This is a genomic window from Streptomyces sp. NPDC006193, from assembly GCF_040613915.1.
Taxonomy (GTDB): domain Bacteria; phylum Actinomycetota; class Actinomycetes; order Streptomycetales; family Streptomycetaceae; genus Streptomyces.
The window spans coordinates 344,846-367,953 of the sequence record NZ_JBEXTB010000004.1 but is presented as its reverse complement, the minus strand read 5'-3'; the positions used below and the strand labels follow the sequence as shown (position 1 = coordinate 367,953).

20 protein-coding genes and 2 tRNA genes are annotated in these 23,108 nt (G+C 74.4%); 18 read left to right on the top strand and 4 right to left on the bottom strand.

What is annotated here, in order from left to right:
* The first annotated feature begins 37 nt into the window (after window positions 1-37).
* Window positions 38-1,108, top strand: coding sequence for a hypothetical protein (locus tag ABZ261_RS07060; protein WP_356856122.1), 1,071 nt, complete (start codon window positions 38-40; stop codon window positions 1,106-1,108).
* A gap of 169 nt (window positions 1,109-1,277) precedes the next feature.
* On the opposite strand, the gene ABZ261_RS07055 is transcribed toward ABZ261_RS07060, so the two are convergent.
* Entirely contained in the window at window positions 1,278-2,363 is a 1,086-nt protein-coding gene (locus tag ABZ261_RS07055) for a M48 family metallopeptidase (RefSeq protein WP_356856120.1), read from the bottom strand.
* A 99-nt stretch (window positions 2,364-2,462) separates the two neighbouring features.
* Here ABZ261_RS07055 and ABZ261_RS07050 point away from each other — a divergent pair, with 99 nt between their 5' ends.
* From ABZ261_RS07050 to ABZ261_RS07010, 9 genes are all read left to right on the top strand, one after another.
* On the top strand, window positions 2,463-2,627 hold the full coding sequence (locus tag ABZ261_RS07050) for a hypothetical protein (protein ID WP_356856118.1): 165 nt from the start codon (window positions 2,463-2,465) through the stop codon (window positions 2,625-2,627).
* A 214-nt stretch (window positions 2,628-2,841) separates the two neighbouring features.
* Entirely contained in the window at window positions 2,842-3,006 is a 165-nt protein-coding gene (locus tag ABZ261_RS07045) for a hypothetical protein (RefSeq protein ID WP_356856116.1), read from the top strand.
* Window positions 3,007-3,063: 57 nt separating this feature from the next.
* Window positions 3,064-3,750, top strand: coding sequence for a nicotinate-nucleotide adenylyltransferase (nadD, locus tag ABZ261_RS07040; protein WP_356856114.1), 687 nt, complete (start codon window positions 3,064-3,066; stop codon window positions 3,748-3,750).
* A 16-nt stretch (window positions 3,751-3,766) separates the two neighbouring features.
* Window positions 3,767-5,539, top strand: a complete 1,773-nt coding sequence (locus tag ABZ261_RS07035; RefSeq protein ID WP_356856112.1) for a LytR C-terminal domain-containing protein — start codon at window positions 3,767-3,769, stop codon at window positions 5,537-5,539.
* 109 nt (window positions 5,540-5,648) lie between these two features.
* Window positions 5,649-6,092, top strand: coding sequence for a ribosome silencing factor (rsfS, locus tag ABZ261_RS07030; RefSeq protein WP_356856110.1), 444 nt, complete (start codon window positions 5,649-5,651; stop codon window positions 6,090-6,092).
* Complete coding sequence (locus ABZ261_RS07025) at window positions 6,092-6,760, top strand: histidine phosphatase family protein (protein ID WP_356856108.1); 669 nt, start codon at window positions 6,092-6,094, stop codon at window positions 6,758-6,760. The genes rsfS and ABZ261_RS07025 overlap by 1 nt, the downstream gene beginning before the upstream one ends.
* Window positions 6,761-6,878: 118 nt before the next feature.
* Window positions 6,879-6,951: transfer RNA gene (locus ABZ261_RS07020), tRNA-Ala, on the top strand.
* A gap of 289 nt (window positions 6,952-7,240) precedes the next feature.
* Entirely contained in the window at window positions 7,241-7,414 is a 174-nt protein-coding gene (locus tag ABZ261_RS07015) for a hypothetical protein (RefSeq protein ID WP_356856106.1), read from the top strand.
* 4 nt (window positions 7,415-7,418) lie between these two features.
* Complete coding sequence (locus ABZ261_RS07010; RefSeq protein ID WP_030653820.1) at window positions 7,419-7,652, top strand: hypothetical protein; 234 nt, start codon at window positions 7,419-7,421, stop codon at window positions 7,650-7,652.
* Here ABZ261_RS07010 and ABZ261_RS07005 read toward each other — a convergent pair.
* On the bottom strand, window positions 7,642-8,853 hold the full coding sequence (locus ABZ261_RS07005) for a glycosyltransferase 87 family protein (protein WP_356856104.1): 1,212 nt from the start codon (window positions 8,851-8,853) through the stop codon (window positions 7,642-7,644). The genes ABZ261_RS07010 and ABZ261_RS07005 overlap by 11 nt on opposite strands.
* A 114-nt stretch (window positions 8,854-8,967) precedes the next feature.
* Here ABZ261_RS07005 and ABZ261_RS07000 point away from each other — a divergent pair.
* Window positions 8,968-9,040 (top strand) — tRNA-Ala (locus ABZ261_RS07000).
* 125 nt (window positions 9,041-9,165) lie between these two features.
* Here ABZ261_RS07000 and ABZ261_RS06995 read toward each other — a convergent pair.
* Complete coding sequence (locus ABZ261_RS06995) at window positions 9,166-10,776, bottom strand: NADH-ubiquinone oxidoreductase-F iron-sulfur binding region domain-containing protein (protein ID WP_356856102.1); 1,611 nt, start codon at window positions 10,774-10,776, stop codon at window positions 9,166-9,168.
* Window positions 10,773-12,062: a cytochrome b/b6 domain-containing protein gene (locus tag ABZ261_RS06990; RefSeq protein WP_356856100.1), complete on the bottom strand. Its 1,290-nt coding sequence runs from the start codon at window positions 12,060-12,062 to the stop codon at window positions 10,773-10,775. The genes ABZ261_RS06995 and ABZ261_RS06990 overlap by 4 nt, the downstream gene beginning before the upstream one ends.
* A 400-nt stretch (window positions 12,063-12,462) precedes the next feature.
* Between ABZ261_RS06990 and leuS the strand changes: the two genes are divergently transcribed.
* From leuS to holA, 7 genes are all read left to right on the top strand, one after another.
* A complete protein-coding gene (leuS, locus tag ABZ261_RS06985) occupies window positions 12,463-15,345 on the top strand; it encodes a leucine--tRNA ligase (protein ID WP_356856098.1) in 2,883 nt (960 codons plus the stop codon).
* 141 nt (window positions 15,346-15,486) lie between these two features.
* On the top strand, window positions 15,487-16,230 hold the full coding sequence (locus ABZ261_RS06980; RefSeq protein ID WP_356856096.1) for a hypothetical protein: 744 nt from the start codon (window positions 15,487-15,489) through the stop codon (window positions 16,228-16,230).
* Window positions 16,231-16,303: 73 nt separating this feature from the next.
* Window positions 16,304-17,149 (top strand): DegV family protein, encoded by an 846-nt coding sequence (locus ABZ261_RS06975; protein ID WP_356856094.1) that lies wholly within the window; start codon window positions 16,304-16,306, stop codon window positions 17,147-17,149.
* Between the two features lie 160 nt (window positions 17,150-17,309).
* Window positions 17,310-18,512: a ComEA family DNA-binding protein gene (locus ABZ261_RS06970; RefSeq protein ID WP_356856092.1), complete on the top strand. Its 1,203-nt coding sequence runs from the start codon at window positions 17,310-17,312 to the stop codon at window positions 18,510-18,512.
* A 662-nt stretch (window positions 18,513-19,174) separates the two neighbouring features.
* Entirely contained in the window at window positions 19,175-21,454 is a 2,280-nt protein-coding gene (locus ABZ261_RS06965; RefSeq protein WP_356856164.1) for a ComEC/Rec2 family competence protein, read from the top strand.
* Window positions 21,455-21,576: 122 nt separating this feature from the next.
* Window positions 21,577-21,822, top strand: a complete 246-nt coding sequence (locus ABZ261_RS06960; RefSeq protein WP_356856090.1) for a hypothetical protein — start codon at window positions 21,577-21,579, stop codon at window positions 21,820-21,822.
* A gap of 88 nt (window positions 21,823-21,910) precedes the next feature.
* Window positions 21,911-22,900, top strand: a complete 990-nt coding sequence (gene holA / locus ABZ261_RS06955) for a DNA polymerase III subunit delta (protein ID WP_356856088.1) — start codon at window positions 21,911-21,913, stop codon at window positions 22,898-22,900.
* Window positions 22,901-23,108 lie beyond the last annotated feature (208 nt).

Sequence of the window (23,108 nt, the reverse complement as noted above, 5' to 3'; positions counted from 1 at the left end):
GCGTTTACCCGGGGCCCGCGAGACCTACCCTGAAGGTATGGGCGGGCCTGGAGACCCACCGGAGGGGACACCCGAGGGCGGCCCCGGAGGTGCGGAGGACGAATACCGATCCGTCGTGTTCGACGAGTCGTTCGTCCGTGCTGCCCGCCTCCAGGAGTCCTCCGCCGCGGAGCGGATGGCCGACCACGCGCCCGCCGTCCGCCGCCGCCCGCCCCGGCACCGCGGACTCGCCCGGCAGCTGATGGTCCTCGTCCTGCTGATCGCCGTCGCCTTCGGCACCGCGATCTACCTGGGTTTCCGCCACCCCTACAGCTCTCCGCAGGTCCGCCGCTCCGGAGAACTCGTGCGGATGAGCGTCGTCCCGCTCGCCCCGCGGGGCCGGGTGCCCGGCGCCGCCGACGCCGAGAAGCTGTACGCGCGCAGCCCCGCCGCCCAGTTCGAGGTCGGCGCCGAGGGCATGCCCCTGCCCGCCGTCCGGCGGACCGCCCACTTCTCCGACAGCCAGGTGGTCACCGCGCTCACCACCGCCAAGGACTACCTCGTCCGCTCCTCGCTCGACCCCGCGGTGCTGACCGGCCGCGAGGTGCGGCCCGCCCGGGCCCTGCTCGACCCCGGCCAGCTCGACCAGTTCGACCGGAGCTTCGACCGTCCCGCGGCGGACGGCCGGCACGCCCCCACCGGCTGGGTGGTCCGCCTCGACCCCGCCCGGGTCCGGCTGGCCGGCGACGGGATCCGGGTCCGGGGCACGCTGCGGGCCGCCGAAGCCGACGCGGCGACGCTCGAGGTCACCGCCGACCACGTCTTCGTGTACGCCCTGCGCCCCGCCGGCGCCGCCGCCGACGCGCCCGCCTCGCTCTTCACCGTCCGCCGCGCGCTGACCTTCCACTTCGACCGGGACGACCTGCGCACCCACCAGGTCCAGCTGGTCACGTCCTCCGTCCAGGCGGGCCCCCTCGCCTGCGCCGAGGACTCCGCCTCCTACCTCCGCCCCCTGCTGGCCGGCCGGACGGCCCCGCCCGGCGGCCCCGCGGGCGCAGACCCCTACGACACCGACGGCGCGGCGACCCTGTGCGGGACCCTGGCCGACGAGGCGCAGCCGCAGGTGTGAGGGAAGGCTCGGGCAGCGGTCCGCCCGCGCACCACCGCCCGGCGAGGCGCCACCGCCGACCCAGGCGCCACCGCCCGGCGAGGCGCCACCGCCGACCCAGGCGCCACCGCCCGGCGAGGCGCCACCGCCGACCCAGGCGCCACCGCCCGGCGAGGCGCCGCCGCCCGCTCTACTTCTCGTCCGTGCCGGAGGCGTCCCCCTTGGCGGGCGGGGGGCTGCGGAAGCCGTCGAAGCCCCGGCGGACCCGGTCGCCCAGTTCGCCCGCCCCGCCCGCGAGATCCGTGACCAGCTTCATCAGCGGGTCCTTGGAGCTCTTCACGTCGTCGGCGTAGCCGGCCGCCGACTCACGGAGGGAGTCGGTGACGGAGGTGTCCTTGTCCTCGCCGCGCCGCGGATAGTGGCCGTCCATGATCCGCTGGTGGTCCCGGGACTCGGCCCACTTCTTCAGCTCGGCGGCCCGCACGGTGGTGAACGGGTGGGAGCGGGGCAGCATGTTGAGGATCTTCAGCACGGAGTCGCGCAGATCGCCCCCGGAGTCGTACTCCTCGGCCTGCTCCAGGAAGGCGTCCACGTTCATCTCGTGCAGGTGGTTGCCGCCGGCGATCTTCATCAGGCCCCGCATCGACGCCCGGACGTCCTGGCCCACCAGCAGCCCGGCCCGGTCGGCGGACAGCTCGGACTTGCGGAACCACTCCCGCAGCGCCGTGACGATCGCCATGATCGCCAGATTGCCCAGCGGGATCCAGGCGACCTTCAGCGCGAGGCTCGTCAGGAACAGCAGGATCGTGCGGTACACCGAGTGCCCGGACAGCGCGTGCCCCACCTCGTGCCCGACGACCGCCCGCATCTCCTCCTCGTCGAGCAGCTCCACCAGCCCGGTGGTGACCACGATGATCGGCTCGTCCATGCCGATGCACATCGCGTTCGGCTGCGGGTCCTGTGTGACGTACATCGGCGGGACCTTCTCCAGGTCCAGGATGTAGCAGGCGTCCAGCAGCATGGAGTGCAGGTGGGCGAACTGCCGCTCGGAGACCCGCACCGAGTCGGACAGGAACAGCAGCCGCAGGCTGCGCTCCGGCAACAGCCCGCTGAGTGCCTTGAACACGGTGTCGAACCCGCTCAGCTTGCGCAGCGCGACCAGGGCGGAACGGTCGGCCGGGTGCTCGTACGCACGCGAGGAGATCTCCGGGAAGCGCCTGCGCCGCCTGCCCGGCGCCCGCTCGTGCCCCGTCCGCTGGTGGGCGTCGTCGGACATGTCTTCCCCCATGTGCGTGTGAGTGCGCTGAGTCCCCGAGGAAGGGCCCAGCCTAGGCGGAGATACCGTGGACGGGCAGTGCACCGGAAGGAGCGCGTCATGGAGCACCACCCCGCAGCCGCCCGGCTGACGCACGCCGCGGCGCTGGCCGTCCAGCAGCACGGGGCGGGCAACCTGCTCCGCGTCGTCCTGATCGTGATGGTCCTGGGCTGTGCGCTGACCGCCTGGCTCCTGCTGCGCGGCTACAAGCGGAAGGACGACTGACGGGCCCCGGAGGTTCCCGCCGCCGGCCGCCCCTGCCCTGCCCCGAGCGCCCCACCCCGCCCGGCCGCCCCGCCCTGCCGCCCCCGCCCGCCGCGGGTGACCCGCCGGCGGCCCTGTGCCGCCGACGGCGGAGTCGGCGTGAGCGCCGCCGGGCCGCCCGCTTACGATGAGCCGACGTCTTTATCCCGCCCACACGCGATAGGTCCTGCCGAAGATGAGCTTCCACAGCGCCGCAGCCCAGTTGGTCACCCTTGCCGCCGAGGGCCAGGAGCACGGCGGAAACCACAACAGCCTCAACCCGGCCGTCACCGGTGGCGGCGCCCTGGTCGTCCTGCTCCTGCTGCTGTGGATCACCACGCGCTTCAACCGCGACCGCTGAGCGGGGGACCCGGTCCCCGGCAAGACGCCCCAGGCCGGGCCGGTAGGGTCTGCACGCATGGGAGAGCAGGACATGCCTACCGGTCCGGCGCGCAAGAAGCCCGACGCCCCGGTGAAGCACCCGCAGCACGGACCGGGGGACGGCCCCGCCCACACGGGCAGGCGGCGCCTGGGCGTCATGGGCGGCACCTTCGACCCGATCCACCACGGGCACCTGGTGGCGGCCAGCGAGGTCGCCGCGCGGTTCGAGCTGGACGAGGTGGTGTTCGTGCCCACCGGCCAGCCGTGGCAGAAGTCCCACCGCAAGGTCTCCCCGGCGGAGGACCGCTACCTGATGACGGTCATCGCCACCGCCGAGAACCCGCAGTTCTCCGTCAGCCGCATCGACATCGACCGCGGCGGCCCCACCTACACCGTGGACACCCTGCGCGACCTGCGCGCCCTCAACCCCGACACCGACCTCTTCTTCATCACCGGCGCCGACGCCCTCGCCCAGCTGCTGACCTGGCGCGACTCCGAGGAGCTGTTCTCCCTCGCGCACTTCGTCGGCGTCACCCGGCCCGGCCACCAGCTGACCGACCCCGGCCTGCCGGAGGGCGGCGTCTCCCTGGTGGAGGTGCCCGCGCTCGCCATCTCCTCCACCGGCTGCCGCGCCCGGGTCGCCAAGGGTGACCCCATCTGGTACATGGTGCCGGACGGAGTCGTGCGCTACATCGCCAAGCGCCAGCTGTACTGCGGCGAGTGAGCCGAGAGGGGCACCGGTGAACGACCGATACGACGCGGGCGACGCAGGCTACGACGCCGGCCCGTACGAGCTCGTCGGCTACGACGAGTACGGGCAGCCCGTCTACCGTCAGGCCGCGGCGCAGCAGGCTCCGGCCCACCCCGCTCCGCAGACGGCCTACGACCCGTACGCGCAGCAGCAGGGCTACGGCTACGACCCCTACGCCACCGGCGGGCAGCAGCCGGCGCCCGCCCACGGCTCCGCCCACCAGCCGGCCGCGTACGACCCCTACGGTTCCGGGGCCCCGTACGACCCCTACGACCCGTACGGCGCCCAGGACCCCGCCGGCTACGACCCCTACGGGCAGGCGGCGGCCGGCGGGCAGCAGCCCCGGACCGCCGAGCAGACCGCCTACGTCCCCCAGCAGGCCGGCCCCGCCGAGGAGGCCGCCCACGGCTCCCGGCAGGCCGGCCCCGCCGAGGACGCGCCGGCCCCGCGGGAGACCGAGCCGGACGGCGGCGGAACGGGCGAACAGGACTACCGCACGGAGCAGTTCGCCTTCGTCGAGGAGCCGGACGGCGACTCCGAGGACGTCATCGACTGGCTGAAGTTCACCGAGAACCGCACCGAGCGGCGCGAAGAGGCCCGCCGCCGGGCCCGCAGCCGGATCATCGCCCTCCTCGTCGTCCTCGCCCTCGTCGCGGTCGGCGGCGTCGGCTACCTCTGGTACGCCGGAGAACTGCCCGGCCTGTCCTCCTCCGGCGGCACGAGCGGCTCCGCCACCGCCGCCGGCGCCCAGAAGCGCGACGTGATCGTCGTCCACCTGCACAACACCGGCAAGGGCGGCACCTCCACGGCGCTGCTGGTCGACAACACCACGACCCGGCAGGGCACCACCGTCCTGCTGCCCAACTCCCTCGCGCTGACCGGCGACGACGGCTCCACGACCACCCTCGCCGAGTCCGTGGACGACGACGGCGCCTCCGGCACCCGCGACCAGCTCGACACCGTCCTCGGCACCAGCATCCAGGGCACCTGGCGCCTGGACACCCCCTACCTGCAGAACCTCGTCGAACTCGTCGGCAACATAGAGATCGACACCGACACCGACGTGCCCGACCCGGACGCCGGGAAGAAAGGCGCCGCACCGCTGGTCCACCGGGGCCAGGACCAGACCCTGAGCGGCAGGATGGCCGTGGCCTACGCCACCTACCGCGCCGCCGGCGAGTCGCAGAACGCCCAGCTGGAACGGTTCGGCCAGGTGATGCAGGGGGTGCTGCGCAAGATGTCCTCCGACCCGTCGTCGGCCACCACCACCGTGCAGACCCTCGCGCAGATCCTCGACCCGCCGCTGACCGACAAGGACCTCGGCGCGTTCCTCGCCCGGCTCGCCGACCTCGCCAAGAGCGGCGACTACCGGACCGCCCTGCTGCCCGTGCAGGCCGACGGCACGCTCAGCGCGCAGACCGGCGGCAGCGTGGTCAAGGACGTCCTCGGCGGCACCGCCAAGAGCCCCGGCGCGGGCTCCGCCGTCCGGGTCTCCGTGCAGAACGCCACCGGAGTGAAGGACGACACCGAGAAGGCCCGCGTGATGCTGCTGGGCGGCGGCTTCACCTTCCTGGAGGGCGGCGCCGCCGGCCCGCGGCCCACCTCCCAGGTGGTCTACGCGGACGCCGCCGACAAGGCCGACGCCGCGGAGGTCGCCAAGACCCTCGGCCTGCCGGCCGGCTCCGTGACCAAGGGGACGGTCTCCTCCGGCGCCGACGTCTCGGTGGTCCTCGGCCGCGACTACCGGCCGTCCTCCTCCTGACGGACAGCGTCCCGAACGGGGCGCCCCGCGTGCGGCCGCCGCCACGTGGGGCGCCCCCGGCGGTCATGAGACCCTTGAGGGCAAAAGACCGCCGACGGAAAGCCACGTAGTGACCGCCACAGACCGTTCCCTCGAGCTCATCAACACCGCCGCCCAGGCGGCGGCCGACAAGCTCGCCCACGACGTGATCGCCTACGACGTCAGCGATGTGCTGTCGATCACGGACGCCTTCCTGCTGGCGTCCGCGCCGAACGACCGCCAGGTCAAGGCCATCGTCGACGAGATCGAAGAGCGCCTGCTGAAGGAGCTCGGCGCCAAGCCGGTCCGCCGCGAGGGCGACCGCGAGGCCCGCTGGGTGCTGCTCGACTACGTCGACATCGTCGTCCACGTGCAGCACAGCGAGGAGCGCGTCTTCTACGCCCTGGAGCGGCTGTGGAAGGACTGCCCCGAGCTCGAGCTGCCCGCCGACGCCAAGGCCACCCGCGGCAAGGGTGAGGAACACGCCAGGCTGCAGGCCGCCGAGGCCGACCAGGAGCCGGGCCGGGGGTGGTGATGAGCGCCACCGGTGAGGTGACCGACCGCAAGGGGCGGGGCCGCCGCATCATCCTGTGGCGGCACGGCCAGACCCTCTGGAACGTGGAGCGCCGCTTCCAGGGCTCCACGGACGTCGAGCTGACCGAGACCGGGATCGGCCAGGCCCGCCGCGCCGCCCGGCTGCTCGCCTCCCTGCGCCCGGACGCGATCATCTCCTCGGACCTGCGGCGGGCCGCGCACACCGCTGCCGAGCTGGCCGCCCTCACCGGCCTCGCCGTCACCCTCGAGGAGGACCTGCGCGAGACCTACGCGGGCGTCTGGCAGGGGCTGACGCACGACGAGATCATCGCCCGCCACGGCGAGGAGTACGCCGCCTGGAAGCGCGGCGAGGCGGTCCGCCGCGGCGGCGGCGAACTGGAGACCGAGGTCGCCGACCGGGCCGCGCCCGTCGTGCTGCGGCACGCCGAGAAGCTGCCCGAGGACGGCACGCTCGTCGTCGTCAGCCACGGCGGCACCATCCGCACCACCATCGGCCGGCTCCTCGGTCTGGAGGCCCGGCACTGGGAGAGCTTCGGCGGCCTGTCCAACTGCTGCTGGTCCGTGCTGGGCGAGGGCGCCCGCGGCTGGCGGCTGCTGGAGCACAACGCCGGCACCCTGCCGGAGCCCGTCCTCGGCGACGACGACTGACCGTCCCGCGGCGCCCGGACCCCGGATTTCACTTTCCGGCAGGTCACCGGCTAAAGTTCTTCTTGTTCGCCCCGCCGAGCGGAGCGAGACACCATGCGGCTCCGGCCGCGTGGCACCAGGGGCTATAGCTCAGTTGGTAGAGCGCCTGCATGGCATGCAGGAGGTCAGGAGTTCAATTCTCCTTAGCTCCACAGGTCGACGCTCAATTCGAGTCGTCAGCGATCGGCGATGAAGATCCCGTCCCCTCAGGGGGGCGGGATCTTCTGCTTGTGCGGGCCGCCCGGACCGGGTTGAGTCGATCGGCGCCGTGCCGCCGTATAGCTGTGCGGAGACGTTATCCGGGGGCGTCCGGGCGCCCGCCGGGGCGGCCGCGGCGGCCGCCGTGTCCGGACCGGTACCGATGCGTCGCTGACCGTGTCGGCCCGGCCGTGGCAGAATCAGACGGCCGGAAGGGGGCGCGGCCCGACGGGAGGAGTGGCGATGCCTGCGAGCATCCTTGGGGAGGTCGGCCACCTCCTCGGTGCGGCGTTGATACGGGACACGGCCACCCGGCTCAGCTGCCCTTCCTGCGGTTCCGCGCATGTCGCGCAAGTCCTCGGCGACAACGGCGGGATCTCCTACGTGTGCACGGCCTGCGGCCACAGCTGGAGCTGAATCGATGGGTGCACACAGGCGGAAGTGCGACTGGTGCGGGAGCGGCACGCCGATCGTCCGGGACATGGAGCCGATCAACCCCGACTACCAGTACTGGTGCGAGGAGTGCGCGCGGGCGCTGATCATAAAAGGCGACCCGATCGAGACGTACCGGGAGCTGGAGGGCGAGCCGATCTACGGCCGGCTCCTGGAGGAGCACTGCACGCTCAAGCGGTTCTACCAGTTCGTCACGGCCTGACGCGGACCGCCCCGCACCCGGCCCCCGGCGGCGGCGTCCGGGCCGGCACGAGGACGAGCGCGCCGGCCGCCCCGTAGAGGGCCGTGAGCGCCAGGGCGACGCCGTGCAGGTGCAGTTCGGGACGTCCGGCGCCGTGCGGCACCCACCACGGGGCGTACGAGCAGAAGACCAGCAGGGCGCCCAGGGCCGCCGCCCGGCGCCCGCGCGTCCACAGCAGCAGCACCAGCGGCACGCACCACACCCAGTGGTGGGTCCAGGACACCGGACTGACCAGCAGCGCGGTCACCGCGCAGACGCACACCGCCCGGTCCCGCCGCCCCCGCAACTCCGCCCGCACGGCCACCGCGAGCCCCAGGACGCCCGCCAGGGCCGCGGGGACGGCCCAGAGGACTCCCGGGTCGGGTGCGTGCAGCAAGCGCGCCAGGACGCCGCGCAGGGCCTGGTTGGCGGTGTCCTCGGCGTGGCCGACGCGGGACGCACGGAACACCGCCTCCGTCCAGAACCGCAGGGAGTCGTGCGGCAGGGCGGCCGCCGCGAGCAGCGTCGCCGCGGTGAACGAGACGGCCGCCCCGCGCGCGTGCCGCAGCCACGGCCCCGCGTCCCGGCCGGTGCGGCGGGCCGCGAGGCCGGTGGCGAGCAGGAACAGCGCGAACAGCGCGGGCGTCAGCTTCACCGCCGCCGCGAGCCCCAGGCCCGCCCCGGTCCAGCGGTCGTGCCCGCCGGCGGGGCGGCGGGTCAGGTCCCACAGCACCAGGACCGCCAGCAGCAGGTTGACCTGCCCGTAGCGCAGCGTCGTCCACACCGGCTCGCACCACACCGCCGCCGCCGCGACCCACCATGCGGTCTCCCCGCGCGCACGGCCGACGAGCCGCAGCGACAGCCGGACGAAGACCACCAGGAGCGCCAGGTTGCCCGCCGTCGCCAGTCCGCGCAGCACAGCCGTGTCCAGCAGCGGCAGCGGCGTGAACAGCAGGGCCGCGAACGGCGGGTAGGTGGCGGGCAGGTGGGCGGCCGTGGCCCGCAGCGCGTACAGGTCGCCGCCGGCGCGCACGGCCGCGCCCTCGGCCCGGTAGACCATCAGGTCGATCATCGACACGTGCGCGGCCCGCTGAGCGGCGCAGAACGCCGTGAACGACAGCAGGCACACGCCCAGGGCGGCCGGCGTCCGGCTGCGGGCCGCGGGGAACACGATCACGGGCATGGAAGCCGACATTAGCTCCCGAACCGGAGCAGAGCGGAAACCGATTTGGTACTGCACCCCCAGGACCGTGTAATGTTGGCGTCGCCGCCGGGGAGACCGGGCGGAACCGGACAAGGGGCTATAGCTCAGTTGGTAGAGCGCTTGCATGGCATGCAAGAGGTCAGGAGTTCAATTCTCCTTAGCTCCACAGCAGTCGAAGGCGGATCATCCAGTGGATGGTCCGCCTTCGGCGTGTTCCACCGCGCGCCGGCCGGCTGTGCGCGAAGGAGCGGCGGGCCACCCGAGCCGGGGTGACCCGCCGCTCCTCGGTGGTCAGCGGCCGAGGGCGCGCCGGCCCCGTCCCTGGGAGAGGACCGGCAGATTCCGCGACGGCGCCTGTCCGCGCGTGTCCTCCTCGATGCGCAGCGCCAGCGCCGGGCAGCGGCGCACCGCGCGCAGCGCCTTCGCCTCCGCGTACCGGGGCACCTGCGCCTGGGCGACGGTCGGGAAGCCGTCGGCGCCCAGTTCGAACACCTCCGGGAGGATGTCCGCGCACAGGCCGTGGCCCCGGCACAGCGTCCAGTCGACGTAGATCTTCTGACGGCTGCCGCCGGACTCCTCGGGCTCCGCGCCGCCCGGGACGCCCGTGGGGGCCCTGCCCCCCTCGAAGAGCGGCAGCACGCCCTCCACGGGCCGTCCGCAGCCGTTGCCGAGCACGTGCGCGGCCAGGTCGTCGGTGAACGCCTTGACGGTCGACTCCAGGAACATCGCCGACCCGTCCGGGTGCGAACACGCCCCGCGCCGCTTGACGTTCCTCGCGACCTGCTTCAGCGCCTCCAGGGCGGCCGGTCCGCCGCCGTTGAGGATGTCCTCCATCCCGCGCGCGGCGGCGGGCAGTCCGAGGTAGCAGGGGCCGCACTGGCCGGCGCTCTCCTCGGCCAGCCACTGCGCCACCCGCAGCGACTCGCCCAGCGGGCAGGTCTCCTGGCTGATCGGCAGGATCGCGCCCGCGCCCAGGGAACCGCCCACCGCGTCCAGCGAGTTGCGCGAGACGACCGCCTCGTTGACGGTCGCCGCGTCGATCCACTTGCCGTGGTAGCCGCCGGTCAGCACGCCCTGCGGCACCGGCGGTGCGCCCGCCAGCTGCAGCACGTACCGCAGCGGCACGCCCGTGGGGACCTCGATCACCATCGGGCGGGCGACGGCGCCGGACACGGTCAGCATCACGGTGCCCGGCTCGTCGTACAGGCCGGTGTTGCCGTAGCGCTCCGGGCCGATGCGGGCGGCGATGGCGAGCTGCGCGAACGTCTCCGCGTTCGACAGCAGTGTGGGCGCCCCGCCGACGCCGGTCTGCGAGGCGCTGATCTTGCGGCCGGGCGGCACCGCCGGACCGCCGTCGATCGAGCGGATCAGCGAGGCGGCGGCGCCGGTGACCATGCGCACCGGGTTGCGCTGGACCCACGCGCGCAGTGCCGACCTGCGGCTGTTGCTCAGGCCGCGCTCGGCGAGCGCGGCCTCCATGGAACGCTGTGTGGACTCCCGGGTGACGCCGATCACGAGCGTGCGCGCGCCGAGTGCCTCCGCGCACAGCAGCGCGCCGTCGAGGATGAGGTGCGGGGCGCGGTTGATGAGCACCGTGTCCTTGCGGCAGGCGGGTTCGTCCTCGCTGCCGTTGACCACGACGACCGGCCGCACCCCCCGTTTGATCGCCGACTCGGCGACCGAGCGCAGCTTCCTGTGGAAGGGGAAGCCGGCGCCGCCGCGGCCCCTGAGGTTGATGCGTTCGGCGAGCTGGGCGAGCTGTTCGCCGCCCAGCGGGTCGAGCGGCCCGTGCACCTTCAGGTGCATCGGCAGATCGAGCCGCTCCACAAGGTCGAAGCCCGACGTGAGCTGGGGAAGCCCGACCACGCGGACTTCTGGGACGTCGGGCAGGGCCTCGTTCACTTAAAGCCTCCGGAAGGCGTGTTCCAAGGTTCGCCCGAACCCGGCGTGTCGTAGGACGCGCCGGGCCGCGTTTCGGTGGCGGGACCGCTGTTGTAGGTGTCGTTCGGGTTGTACGTGCCGTAGAGGCCGTTCGTCTCACCGGTGTCGTACACGTCACTTCCGCCGTATCCGGCGGCGCCCGTATTGCCGTAGACCGGGATGGTGTATCCGGTGTCCTGCAGCGGGTCGTACGCGGACGGCGGCGCCTCGCCGACCGGGGGCGGCATCGGGATCGGCCAGCTTCCGGAGGTGCTGGAGGGGCTGTCCACGCGCGGGACGGCCTCCGTGGCCTGGAGGTCCAGCGGCAGGTCCATGCGGGCGGTCTGCTCGGCGGCGAACGGGCCGCGCGTGCCGCCCGGCGTGGGCACCGTGCGGTAGGCGGCCGCGAAGCCCGCGGCCGGCTCGGCGGCGGAGGCCGCGGGTGACTGGTACAGCGGCGCGGAGGCGGCCGCCCGGCCGGCGGACGCCGGCTTCGGCTCCCGCCGGCCGTCGTACCCGGGCAGCCCCGACTCCGCCACCCGGGCGCGGCGCGCGTCCAGCTCGTCCAGCCCGGGCCGCTCGGAGCTGCCGAACAGGGCCACCAGCCGGTCGGCGACCTTGCGCTTGACCGGGCGCGGGGCGGAGCGCAGCGCGAGGGCGCCCATCACGCCGAGCAGGGACAGGCTGTAGAGGATCACGAAGATCGGCTTGGCGGCGCGACCCGCGTAGAGCCCGTGGACCAGGGCCGCGCACCAGGCCGGATAGGCCAGCATGTGCATGGCCCGCCAGCGCGCGGCGACCGGCGCCGGCGTGGCGAAGTTGCTGCGCAGGGCGCCGGTGATGCCCACGAAGATCATCAGCAGGCCCGCCAGGGAGCCGAGTCCGATCAGGCCGGCGATGCCGGAGACGCCGAGCGAGAACGGCACGAGCGCGGCGATGAGCTCGGTGTGGCCGAGCGCGATCTTCGTGGTGATGTGCAGCAGCAGGAACGCGATCGAGGCGACCGCGGTCGTCCGGTGCACCGCCTGGCCGACGATCCGCTGCCGCGTGTTGAGGAAGATCCGGTCCTGGGCGAACAGGCCCCAGATCACCGAGCAGCTGAGCGAGACGAGGGACAGCACGCCCGCGCCGAAGTTCAGGAACTCGCGGAACTGGCTGCCTCCGACCAGCACGGCCACGGGTATGAGCAGCAGGACGACAGCGGACGCCACCCCGTAGGCCGAGCGGCCTGGCTTGGGGAGCGAGCTGGTACTACGACGAGGGTTCATGGGGGCAACTCCGAGCAGTTTCGGGAAAGCGGTCCCGCTGCCGCACTCTAAGTGGCGCCATACCGATCAGTACGGGTGTTTGGGTTATTGCGTTGTGGTGAGCGGACCGTGCGACGGTGGGTGTCCGTCAGCGGACGGTACGCGACGTCATTGTCGACCTTGCTGGGACTCCGGCGGGCTGCGTGACATGTCGATCAGGCATACGGACGGGCGTCGCGGCTTGCTCAAGGGCTGCGGTACCCTAACGCCATGCGTGCCGTACGCCTTCTGCTTAGCGGGCCGCGCTGATCAGCACCGACCCCCGGTCAGTCGCGGGGCCGGCATCGGCGCGGCGTCCCCTCCTGTGCGAGGGGTTTTTTCGTTTCCGCAGGCAGAGACGATCGATGGAGCTTTGAGGATCATGAGCGAGACGAACCCCGCTGCCAACGCCGCGACGTCAGCGGAGGCCGCGCCGCACCGCTACACGGCCGCCATGGCAGCCGAGATCGAGGCACGCTGGCAGGACTTCTGGGACGCCGAGGGCGTCTACGCGGCGCCGAACCCCAAGGGCGACCTGGCGGGGGCCCCCGAGCTCGTCGCCAAGCCCAAGAAGTTCATCATGGACATGTTCCCATATCCGTCGGGTGCGGGCCTGCACGTCGGCCACCCGCTGGGGTACATCGCCACCGACGTCTACGCCCGGTTCCAGCGCATGACCGGCCACAACGTCCTGCACACCCTGGGCTTCGACGCCTTCGGCCTGCCCGCCGAGCAGTACGCCGTGCAGACCGGCACGCACCCGCGCGTGTCCACCGAGGCCAACATCGAGAACATGAAGTCCCAGCTGCGCCGGCTGGGCCTGGGCCACGACAAGCGCCGGTCGTTCGCCACGATCGACCCGGAGTACTACAAGTGGACCCAGTGGATCTTCCTGCAGATCTTCAACTCCTGGTACGACGCGGAGGCGAAGAAGGCCCGCCCGATCTCCGAGCTGATCGCCCAGTTCGAGTCCGGTGAGCGCCCGGTCCCGGACACCACGCGCACCTGGCAGGAGCTGACCGCCGCCGAGCGCGCCGACGTCCTGGGCCGGTACCGCCTGGCCTACGCCTCCGACGCGCCGGTCAACTGGTGCCCCGGCCTGGGCACCGTGCTGGCCAACGAGGAGGTCACCGCCGACGGCCGTTCCGAGCGCGGCAACTACCCGGTCTTCAAGGCCAAGCTGCGCCAGTGGAACATGCGCATCACCGCCTACGCCGACCGGCTGCTGGAGGACCTGGACGAGCTGGACTGGCCCGAGGCCATCAAGCTGCAGCAGCGCAACTGGATCGGCCGCAGCGAGGGCGCCCGCGTCGACTTCCCGATCGACGGCGAGCGCATCACGGTCTTCACCACCCGCCCGGACACCCTGTTCGGCGCGACCTACATGGTGCTGGCCCCCGAGCACCCGCTGGTCGAGAAGTTCACCCCCGACGCCTGGCCCGAGGGCACGCACGCGGCGTGGACCGGCGGCCACGCCACTCCCGCCGAGGCCGTCGCCGCCTACCGCGCGCAGGCCGCCTCGAAGTCCGACGTGGAGCGGCAGGCCGAGGCCAAGGACAAGACCGGTGTCTTCACCGGCGCGTTCGCCACCAACCCGGTCAACGGCGAGCGGATCCCCGTCTTCATCGCCGACTACGTCCTGATGGGCTACGGCACCGGCGCGATCATGGCCGTGCCGGGGCACGACTCCCGCGACTTCGCCTTCGCGCGCGCCTTCGAGCTGCCGGTCCGCTGCGTGGTCGAGCCGACCGACGGCCGGGGCACCGACCCGGCCACCTGGGACGACGCGTTCGTCTCCGACAACGCGAAGATCGTCAACTCGGAGGGCGACGGCCTGCGCCTGAACGGCCTGGGCGTCACCGAGGCCAAGGCCCGCATCACCGCGTGGCTGGAGGAGCGCGGCATCGGCGAGGGCACCGTCAGCTTCCGCCTGCGCGACTGGCTGTTCAGCCGCCAGCGCTACTGGGGCGAGCCCTTCCCGATCGTCTACGACGAGGACGGCGTCGCCCACGCGCTGCCCGAGTCGATGCTGCCCCTGGAGCTGCCGGAGGTCGAGGACTACTCGCCGCGCACCTTCGACCCGGACGACGCCGACACCCAGCCCGAGACGCCGCTGTCGCGCAACGAGGACTGGGTCAACGTCACCCTGGACCTGGGCGACGGCCCCAAGAAGTACCGCCGCGAGACCAACACCATGCCCAACTGGGCCGGTTCCTGCTGGTACCAGCTGCGCTACCTGGACCCGCACAACGACCGGCACCTGGTCGACCCGGAGATCGAGCAGTACTGGATGGGCCCGCGCGAGGGCCTGCCGCACGGCGGTGTCGACCTGTACGTGGGCGGCGCCGAGCACGCCGTGCTGCACCTGCTGTACGCCCGCTTCTGGTCCAAGGTGCTGTACGACCTGGGGCACGTCTCCTCCGCGGAGCCGTACCACAAGCTGTTCAACCAGGGCATGATCCAGGCCTACGTCTACCGCGACAGCCGGGGCATCGCGGTGCCGGCCGCCGAGGTGGAGGAGCGCGACGGCGTCTACTACCACCAGGGCGAGCGGGTCAGCCGCCTGCTGGGCAAGATGGGCAAGTCGCTGAAGAACGCGGTCACCCCGGACGAGATCTTCGCGGAGTACGGCGCCGACACGCTGCGCCTGTACGAGATGGCCACGGGCCCGCTGGACGTCTCCCGCCCGTGGGACACGCGGGCGGTTGTCGGCCAGTTCCGGCTGCTGCAGCGGCTGTGGCGCAACATCGTCGACGAGAACACCGGCGAGGTCACCGTCACCGACGCCGAGCCCGACGAGGACATGCTGCGCGCCCTGCACAAGGCCGTCGACGGTGTGCGCCAGGACCTGGAGGGCCTGCGTTTCAACACCGCCATCGCCAAGGTCACCGAGCTGAACAACCACCTGACCAAGGCCGGCGTGCCGGTGCCGCGGTCCGTGGCCGAGCCGCTGGTGCTGATGGTCGCGCCGCTGGCCCCGCACATCGCCGAGGAGCTGTGGCACAGGCTGGGCCACACCGACTCGGTCGTCCTCCAGGACTTCCCGGTCGCCGACCCGCGTTACGTGGTGGACGAGACGGTGACCTGCGTCGTCCAGATCAAGGGCAAGGTCAAGGCCCGCCTCGAGGTGCCGCCGGCCATCTCCGAGGAGGAGCTGGAGAAGGCGGCCCTGGCCGACGAGAAGGTCGTCGCGGCGCTGGGCGGAGCGGGCATCCGCAAGGTGATCGTGCGGGCGCCGAAGCTGGTGAACATCGTCCCGGCGTGATCGCCGGCCGGCGGACGCCACCGGTTTCGGGGTAGTCCCTTACGGGCAGGTTCGGGGTTCGTCCGGAACTCCGGGCCTGCCCGCTGCGTTTACCGTGGAGAGCGCAGCGGCCTCGGCCGTACCGACCGGAGGAGGAGCGTCATGGAAGTCGTGCTCACCGTGTTCGTCCTGCTCTTCCTGCTCTGTGTCGGCCTGGGCGCGTACGCCACGGTCCGGGCGGTCGGCGCCGCCAAGCGCGGGGTGGACCGGACGCTGGCGCAGGCCCGCCGCACGGTCGAGGACCACACCCTGCGCGCCAAGTCCTTCGCCCAGACCGGACCGGCCGGCGAGATCGCCCAGTTGCGGCTCGCGCTGCGCACCTCCATGCGCGCCACGCAGGACGCGCTGTCCGCGGCCGCGGCCGCGGACGAGTCGCTGAAGGAGTCCCTCGGCCTCTTCGAGCGGCTCAGCGCCCACGGACACGAGCTGGACGCCGACCTCAAGCGCCTGGAGACCGAGCCGGACCGGGCGGCGCTCGCCGCGCGGCTGCCCGAACTGCGCAGCCGCACCGAGCGCATCACCACGTCCGCGGACTCCCTGCGCTGGGCCGTCCGCGACCGGGCCCTCCGCTTCACCGACGACGAGCTCGGCGCCCTCAGCGCCCAGATCGACATCGAGGCCGGCGCCCTGCGGCACTGGACCCGGACCGAACCCGCCCGGGAGCCCCGGCAGTGGCCGCAGGAGCCCGCCCCCACCGCCGCCGACGGCCCGGCCGCCCGGCAGAACCGGGCGGCGGCGCCCGGTGCCCGCACCGCCGAGGAGCCGGCCGCCCAGGCGATCACCCCGCCGTCCTGGCGCCCCGCCGCGCCCTGGCAGAAGAAGCCCCGCCCCGAGAGCACCACCTGAACGGACCGCGCAGGTACGGCAGCACCGGGGACCGGGATGCCACGCGGGCGCTACGCCAGGTAACCTCCAGCTCATGTCCCGCCATGTCGCGATCGTCACCGATTCAACGGCCTACCTGCCGCCGCGGACGATGGAGCGCCACGGCATCACCGCGGTCCCGCTGACCGTGGTCCTCGGCGACCAGGCCCTCGAAGAGGGCACCGAGATCTCGACCCGCTCCCTGGCCCAGGCGCTGCAGAAGCGGCGCTCCGTCACCACCTCCCGCCCCAGCCCGAAGGTGTTCGCGGACACCTACCGCCGGGTCGCCGAGTCCGGCGCGAGCGGCATCGTCTCCCTGCACCTGTCCGCCGAGCTGTCCGGCACCTACGACGCGGCGGTCCTGGCCGCGCGCGAGGCGCCGGTCCCCGTACGGGTGGTGGACACCGGGATGGTCGCGATGGCGCTCGGCTTCTGCGCGCTCGCCGCGGCCGAGACCGCGCAGGCCGGCGGCACGGTGGAGGAGGCCGTGACCGCCGCCGAGAAACGCGCCGCGGGCACGTCCGCCTGCTTCTACGTCGACACCCTCGACTATCTGCGCCGCGGCGGCCGGATCGGAGCGGCGCAGGCCCTGCTCGGTTCCGCACTGGCCGTCAAACCCCTGCTCCAGCTCGACGGTGGCCGCATCGAGCTGCTCGAGAAGGTCCGCACGGCGTCCAGGGCCATCGCGCGCCTGGAGGAACTCACCGCCGAGCGGGCGGGAGACGCCGAGGTCGACATCGCCGTCCACCACCTCGCCGCCCCCGACCGCGCCGCCGCGCTCGCCGACCGGCTGCGGGCACGGGTGCCGGGCCTGGCCGACCTGCACGTCAGCGAGGTCGGGGCGGTGATCGGGGCGCACACCGGGCCGGGGTTGCTGGGCGCGGTCGTCTCGCTGCGCTGACGCCGGGGCCCGTCCGGTCCCGTCCCCGAGGGCGGTTTCCCGGGACTTCTCCGACGCAGGTATCACTCGTTCGAGTGAGGCGATTGTCCACAACCGGGCGGTCGTCCACCGAAACAGGCCAAGATCAACACGAGTCGGCGGAATGCCCGATCGTCGTGGCATGGCACTGCGCTCACGTTCCCGCACAGCGACTTCGACCGGCGGTCGCGGTCCCGTTTCCGACGGCCGCATCCGCCACCGCCGGACCACCCGCCGCCGCGCCCGCCACCGCCCGCCCGCCCCGGGGGAGGAGCTGCGCCGCCGGGCGGAACTCCTCTTCGGCGGCGAACGAGCCCTTCGGTGCCGGGAGTCGGGGAACGCGCCGCCGGACCCGCAGGCGCCCGCCGACACGGCGACGGGTCCGGCGACCGCGACGGGGCCGGCGACCGCGACGGGGCCGGCGACCGCGACGGGGCCGGCGACCGCGACGGGGCCGGTGACCGGCCCGTGCCGGGCCCGGACGGGGACCGCGGCCGTATTCCGGCTCGCCGCGGCACCCGCTCGCACGGCCGGGCCTTCCCGTGCGGCCGGCACCGTCCCGGAGCCGCCACCGGCCGGTGCGGCGGCGCCGCCGGAGCCGGGGACGGAGGAACCGGCGAGGCCCGACTGGCGGGAGCGGGCCGGGCTGGCACTGCGGGAGCGGATGCCGGTGTGGCTCCAGACGCGGTACGGGGTGGAGCGGCGGGCCGTCCTCGCGCTCGCCCTGGTGCTCGTCGCCGCTGCCGTGTTCGCCGTGCAGCACTTCTGGACGGGCCGTGCCCGCTCGGTGAGCGCCCCTCAGGTCGTGCACACCGGGGCGCCGTTCGGCGGCGGGAGGGGCGGGCGGCCGGCGGCCGGACCGGACGGCGGCCCGGACGGCGGCCCGGCGGCGGCACCGGGCGCGCGGATCGTCGTGGACGTCAGCGGCAAGGTGCGCGAACCGGGGATCCTTCGGCTGCCGGCCGGTGCCAGGGTGGCCGACGCGCTGCGGGCGGCGGGCGGAGTCCGGCCGGGCGTGAGCACGGAGGGACTCAACCGCGCCCGCTTCCTCATCGACGGCGAACAGCTCGTCGTCGGCGCCGCGGCGGCGGCCGCAGCTCCGCCCGGCCCGGCCGGCGCGGCGCCCTCCGGACCGGCGGGCACGGGTCCCGCGGCGCCGGTCTCCCTCAACACGGCCACCGCGGACCAGCTCGACACCCTGCCCGGAGTCGGCCCGGTCCTGGCACGGCACATCATCGACTACCGCACCCGGCACGGCGGTTTCCGCTCGCTGGACGAGCTGCGCCAGGTCAACGGCATCGGCGACCGTCGCTTCAGCGACCTGCGCGACCTGGTGCGGCCGTGAGCCGCGCGGCGCGGCGGGCCGACGCGGCGCGAGCCGCATCGCGGGAGCACGGGACGACCCGCTCGGACCGGACGGGCCCCCTGGACCTGCGCCTGGTCCCGCCCGCGCTCGCGGCCTGGGCCACGGCGGCGCTGACCGTCGACGCCCCGGCGGCCCGCAGCGTCGTGATCACCGCGGTCTGCCTGGCCGGCGGGGTCGCCCTGCTGTCACGGCGAGGACATGCGCGGAGGCGGGGGGAGGACGGCGAGCGTGACGCCGAGCGGGAGGACGCCGAGCGTGACGCCGAGCGGGGGGACGCCGAGCGTGACGCCGAGCGGGAGGGCCGTGCTGAGCCGTCTTCACGAGCCGACGAGGCGGTGCGGGTCCGGCCGGCGGTGCGGGATGCGAGGGCGCTGCCGGAGCCGGACCGGCGGACGGTGCGGGAAGCGGGGGCGATGCCGGCACCGCACCGCCGCACGGTCCCTGCCGGAGCGGTGCCGGCGCCGGTGCCGGTGCCGGCGGGGCGGGCGGTGACAGCCCGGCCGAGCGGGCGGCAGGGACCGGTGACCCGGGCGCCGGGACGGTTCCGCTGGGCCCGCCCCGCCGTCGCCGCGGTGCTGCTGTGCGCCGCCGCGGCGGCCGCCTCCGCCGGTCTGCACGGGGCGGACGTCCGGCGCGGCCCGATGCCCGAGCTGGCCCGGCGGTTCGCGACGGTGACCGCGGAGATCGAGCTGACCGGCGACCCCTGGCTCAACCGGGCCCGGGTGCGCGGCGACCACCCGGCGCCCGTGGCGGTGCTGGCCCGGGCCGAGGTGCGCAGCGTCGAGGAGGCCGGCGGAAGGCGGGTGCGGACGCGGACTGCGGTGCTGCTCGTCGTCGGTGCGGACGTCCCCGCGCCCGAGGACGACACCGCGAGCGGCCGGGGCGCCGGGCCGCCGCCGGCGACCGCCGCAGGGCGAGGGGCGCGGGGACGCGCCGCGTGGCTCGGGCTGCTGCCGTCCACACGGCTGCTCGTGGACGGACGGCTGGCGCCCGCGTCGGCGGGCGGCGACCGGACCGCGGCCGTGCTGCGGGTGCGCGGCCGGCCGCAGCCGCGGGTCGTGGCGGGACCGAGCGGGCCGCAACGGCTGGCGGGGCGTCTCAGGGCGGGGCTGCGGGAGGCGACGGAGGACCTGCCGGACGACGCGCGGGCGCTGCTGCCCGGGCTGGTCGTCGGGGACACCTCGCGGATCACTCCCGAGCTGGACGACGCCTTCAAGGAGACCGACCTGGCGCACACGCTCGCGGTCTCCGGCAGCAACCTGACCATCCTGCTCGCGCTGCTCATCGGACCGCCCGGCCTGGCGCAACGGGTCGAGCGCCGCGGCCTGGCCCCGCGCCTGGGGCTCTCGCTCCGGGCGACGGCCCTGGCCGCGGGAGCGCTGACGCTGGGCTTCGTCATCGTCTGCCGGCCCGACCCCAGCGTCCTGCGGGCCGCGGCCTGCGGCGCGGTCGCGTTGCTCGCCCTGGCCACCGGGCGCCGCCGGTCCCTCGTTCCGGCGCTGGCCACGGCGGTCCTGCTGCTGGTGCTGTACGACCCCTGGCTGTCCCGCAGTTACGGCTTCCTGCTGTCCGTGCTGGCCACCGGCGCGCTGCTCGTGCTGGCGCCGGGCTGGAGCGAGGCGTTGCGGCGGCGCCGGGTGCCGCCGAGGCTCGCCGAGGCACTGGCGGCGGCCGCCGCGGCACAGGCCGTGTGCGCGCCGGTCGTGGCGGTGCTGTCGGCCCGGGTGAGCCTGGTGGCGGTGCCGTGCAACCTGCTGGCCGAGGCTGCGGTGGCACCGGCCACGGTGCTCGGGTTCGCGGCGCTGGCCACGGCACCGGTGGCGATGCCGGTGGCCGGGGCGCTGGCCCGGTGCGCGAGTTGGCCGGCCGGATGGATCGCCGGGGTGGCCCGGACCGGGGCCGCGCTGCCGGGCGCGGGGGTGGACTGGCCGGCCGGCGGGACGGGCGCGCTGTCGCTCGCGGCGCTCACGGTGGCCGTCGTCCTGGCGGGACGGAGGCTGGTCCGGCACCCGTGGTGGTGCGCGGTGCTCGGAGTGCTGATCGTGCTGCAGGTGACGCGGCCGGCCCCGCTGACCCGGGCGCTGACGGGCTGGCCGCCGCCGGGCTGGCGGTTCGCGATGTGCGATGTCGGGCAGGGGGACGCGACCGTGCTGGCGGCGGGCGACCACACCGCGGTGGTGGTGGACGCCGGACCCGATCCGGCGCTGGTCGACCGGTGCCTGCGGCAGCTGGGCGTCACGCGGATCCCGCTGCTCGTCCTCACCCACTTCCACGCCGATCATGTGGCGGGCCTGCCCGGCGTGCTGCGGGGCCGCACGGTGGCCGCGATCCAGACCACCGCCCTCGGCGAACCGGCTGATCAGGCGGAGTTCGTCAGCAGGGAGGCGGCCGAACGGCGCATCCCCGTCACGACGGCCGTCGCGGGGGAGGAGCGGCGCACCGGCCCGCTCGCCTGGCGGGTCCTGTGGCCGCCGCGGAGCGCGCGACCGCCCCCGGGCGCACGGGTGCCTCCGGCGTGGCCGGGCGCCGGCCCGGAGCCGGAGGGGCCGAACGACGCCAGCGTGGTGCTGCTCGTCCGCACCGGCGGACTGCGGCTGTTGCTGCTCGGGGACCTCGAACCCCCGGCGCAGCGGTCCCTGTTGCGATCCCCGGCGGCAGCCGGGATGGCCGGGGCGGACGTGCTGAAGGTGGCCCATCACGGCTCGGCCTACCAGGACCCGGAACTGATACGGCTCGTGGCGCCCCGGGTGGCGCTCGTCTCCGCCGGCGCAGACAACCCGTACGGCCACCCGGCACCGGCGACCGTGGCCGCGCTGCGGGCCGGCGGTGCGGTGGTGCTGCGCACCGACCGCGACGGGGCGCTGGCGGTGGGCGGAAGCGGGGGGAGCGGAGGGGAGCTGCGGGTGACGGGGGAGAACTGAGCACCGTAAGGGGAGAGGCGGGTGGTGGGGAGGACCGAGGACACCGGGGGCGGGCCGCGCGGCGGCCGCCGGGAGGCCTCACCCGGCCGTCCACCGCGCGGCCGGTGCCGGAGAATGGGCGCGTGAGCGATGTGAGACACGTGCTGGTGCTGCCCGACCGGGACGCCGCGGAGGAGGCGGCCGCCGCGCTCGGGCAGCGCTTCGGGACCGACGAGGAACCGCAGCTGGTCCGGGACGCGCTGGCCGGCGAGGACGACGCCGAGGACGCGCAGTGGCTGGTGGTCCTGCGGGACGAGGAGGACCGGCTCGACCCCGCCGAGCTGGACGCGTTCGCGGCGCAGTGGGAGGGCTGGCGCGAGGAGCCGTGACCGGGCGGCGGCCGCCCGCCGGTGCTGTCCTGCCCGGGGCGTGGGCAACGTCGGGGCGCTGTCGGTGCCGCGTGGGATGCTGGAGGCGATGGCCAGGAAGACTGCGAATGACGACCCGCTCGCCCCGGTGACCCTTGCCGTGGGCCAGGAGGACCTGCTGCTCGACCGTGCCGTGCAGGAGGTGGTGGCCGCCGCCAAGGCCGCCGACGCCGACACGGACGTGCGCGATCTGGGCCCGGACCAGCTGCAGCCCGGCACGCTCGCCGAGTTGACCAGCCCGTCGCTCTTCGCGGAGCGCAAGGTGGTGGTCGTACGCGATGCGCAGGACCTGTCCGCCGACACGGTCAAGGACGTGAAGGCGTACCTCGGTTCGCCCGCCGAGGAGATCACGCTCGTGCTGCTGCACGCCGGCGGAGCGAAGGGCAAGGGGCTGCTCGACGCGGCGCGCAAGGCGGGTGCGCGGGAGGTGGCCTGCCCGAAGATGACCAAGCCGGCGGACCGGCTGGCGTTCGTGCGGGGGGAGTTCCGCGCCTCCGGGCGGTCGGCCACGCCGGAGGCGTGCCAGGCGCTCTGCGACGCGATCGGCAGTGATCTGCGCGAGCTGGCCTCGGCGGTCTCGCAGTTGGTCGCCGACGTGGAGGGCACGATCGACGAGGCGGTCGTCGGGCGGTACTACACCGGGCGGGCCGAGGCCTCCAGCTTCACGGTCGCGGACCGGGCGGTGGAGGGGCGCACCGCGGAGGCGCTGGAGGCGCTCAGGTGGTCGCTGGCGACCGGGGTGGCGCCCGTGATGATCACCAGCGCGCTGGCGCAGGGCGTGCGCGCGATCGGCAAGCTGTCCTCCGCGCGCGGCGGGCGTCCCGCGGACCTGGCCCGCGAACTGGGCATGCCGCCGTGGAAGATCGACCGGGTCCGGCAGCAGATGCGGGGCTGGACGCCGGACGGGGTCGCGGCGGCGCTGCGGGCCGTGGCCGAGGCGGACGCGGGCGTGAAGGGCGGCGGGGACGACCCCGAATACGCCCTGGAGAAGGCGGTGGTGACCATCGCCCGGGCGGCGCGGTCGAGAGGACGCGCGTAGGCGCGTCCGGGGACGGCACGGACACGCCGACCGACACCCGTCGCGGGCCCGCCGCGGAAGGGCCGGCCTCGCGGGCCCCGTGAGCTGGTGCGCACCCGCGGGCCCAGCGGCTGTGAAGGACCGGCACACACCGCAGGGCACTGGCTCGGAGTGGTCCGGTGCGTACCCGCGGCCCGCGTGGGCTCGAAGGGCCGGTGCGTACCCGCGG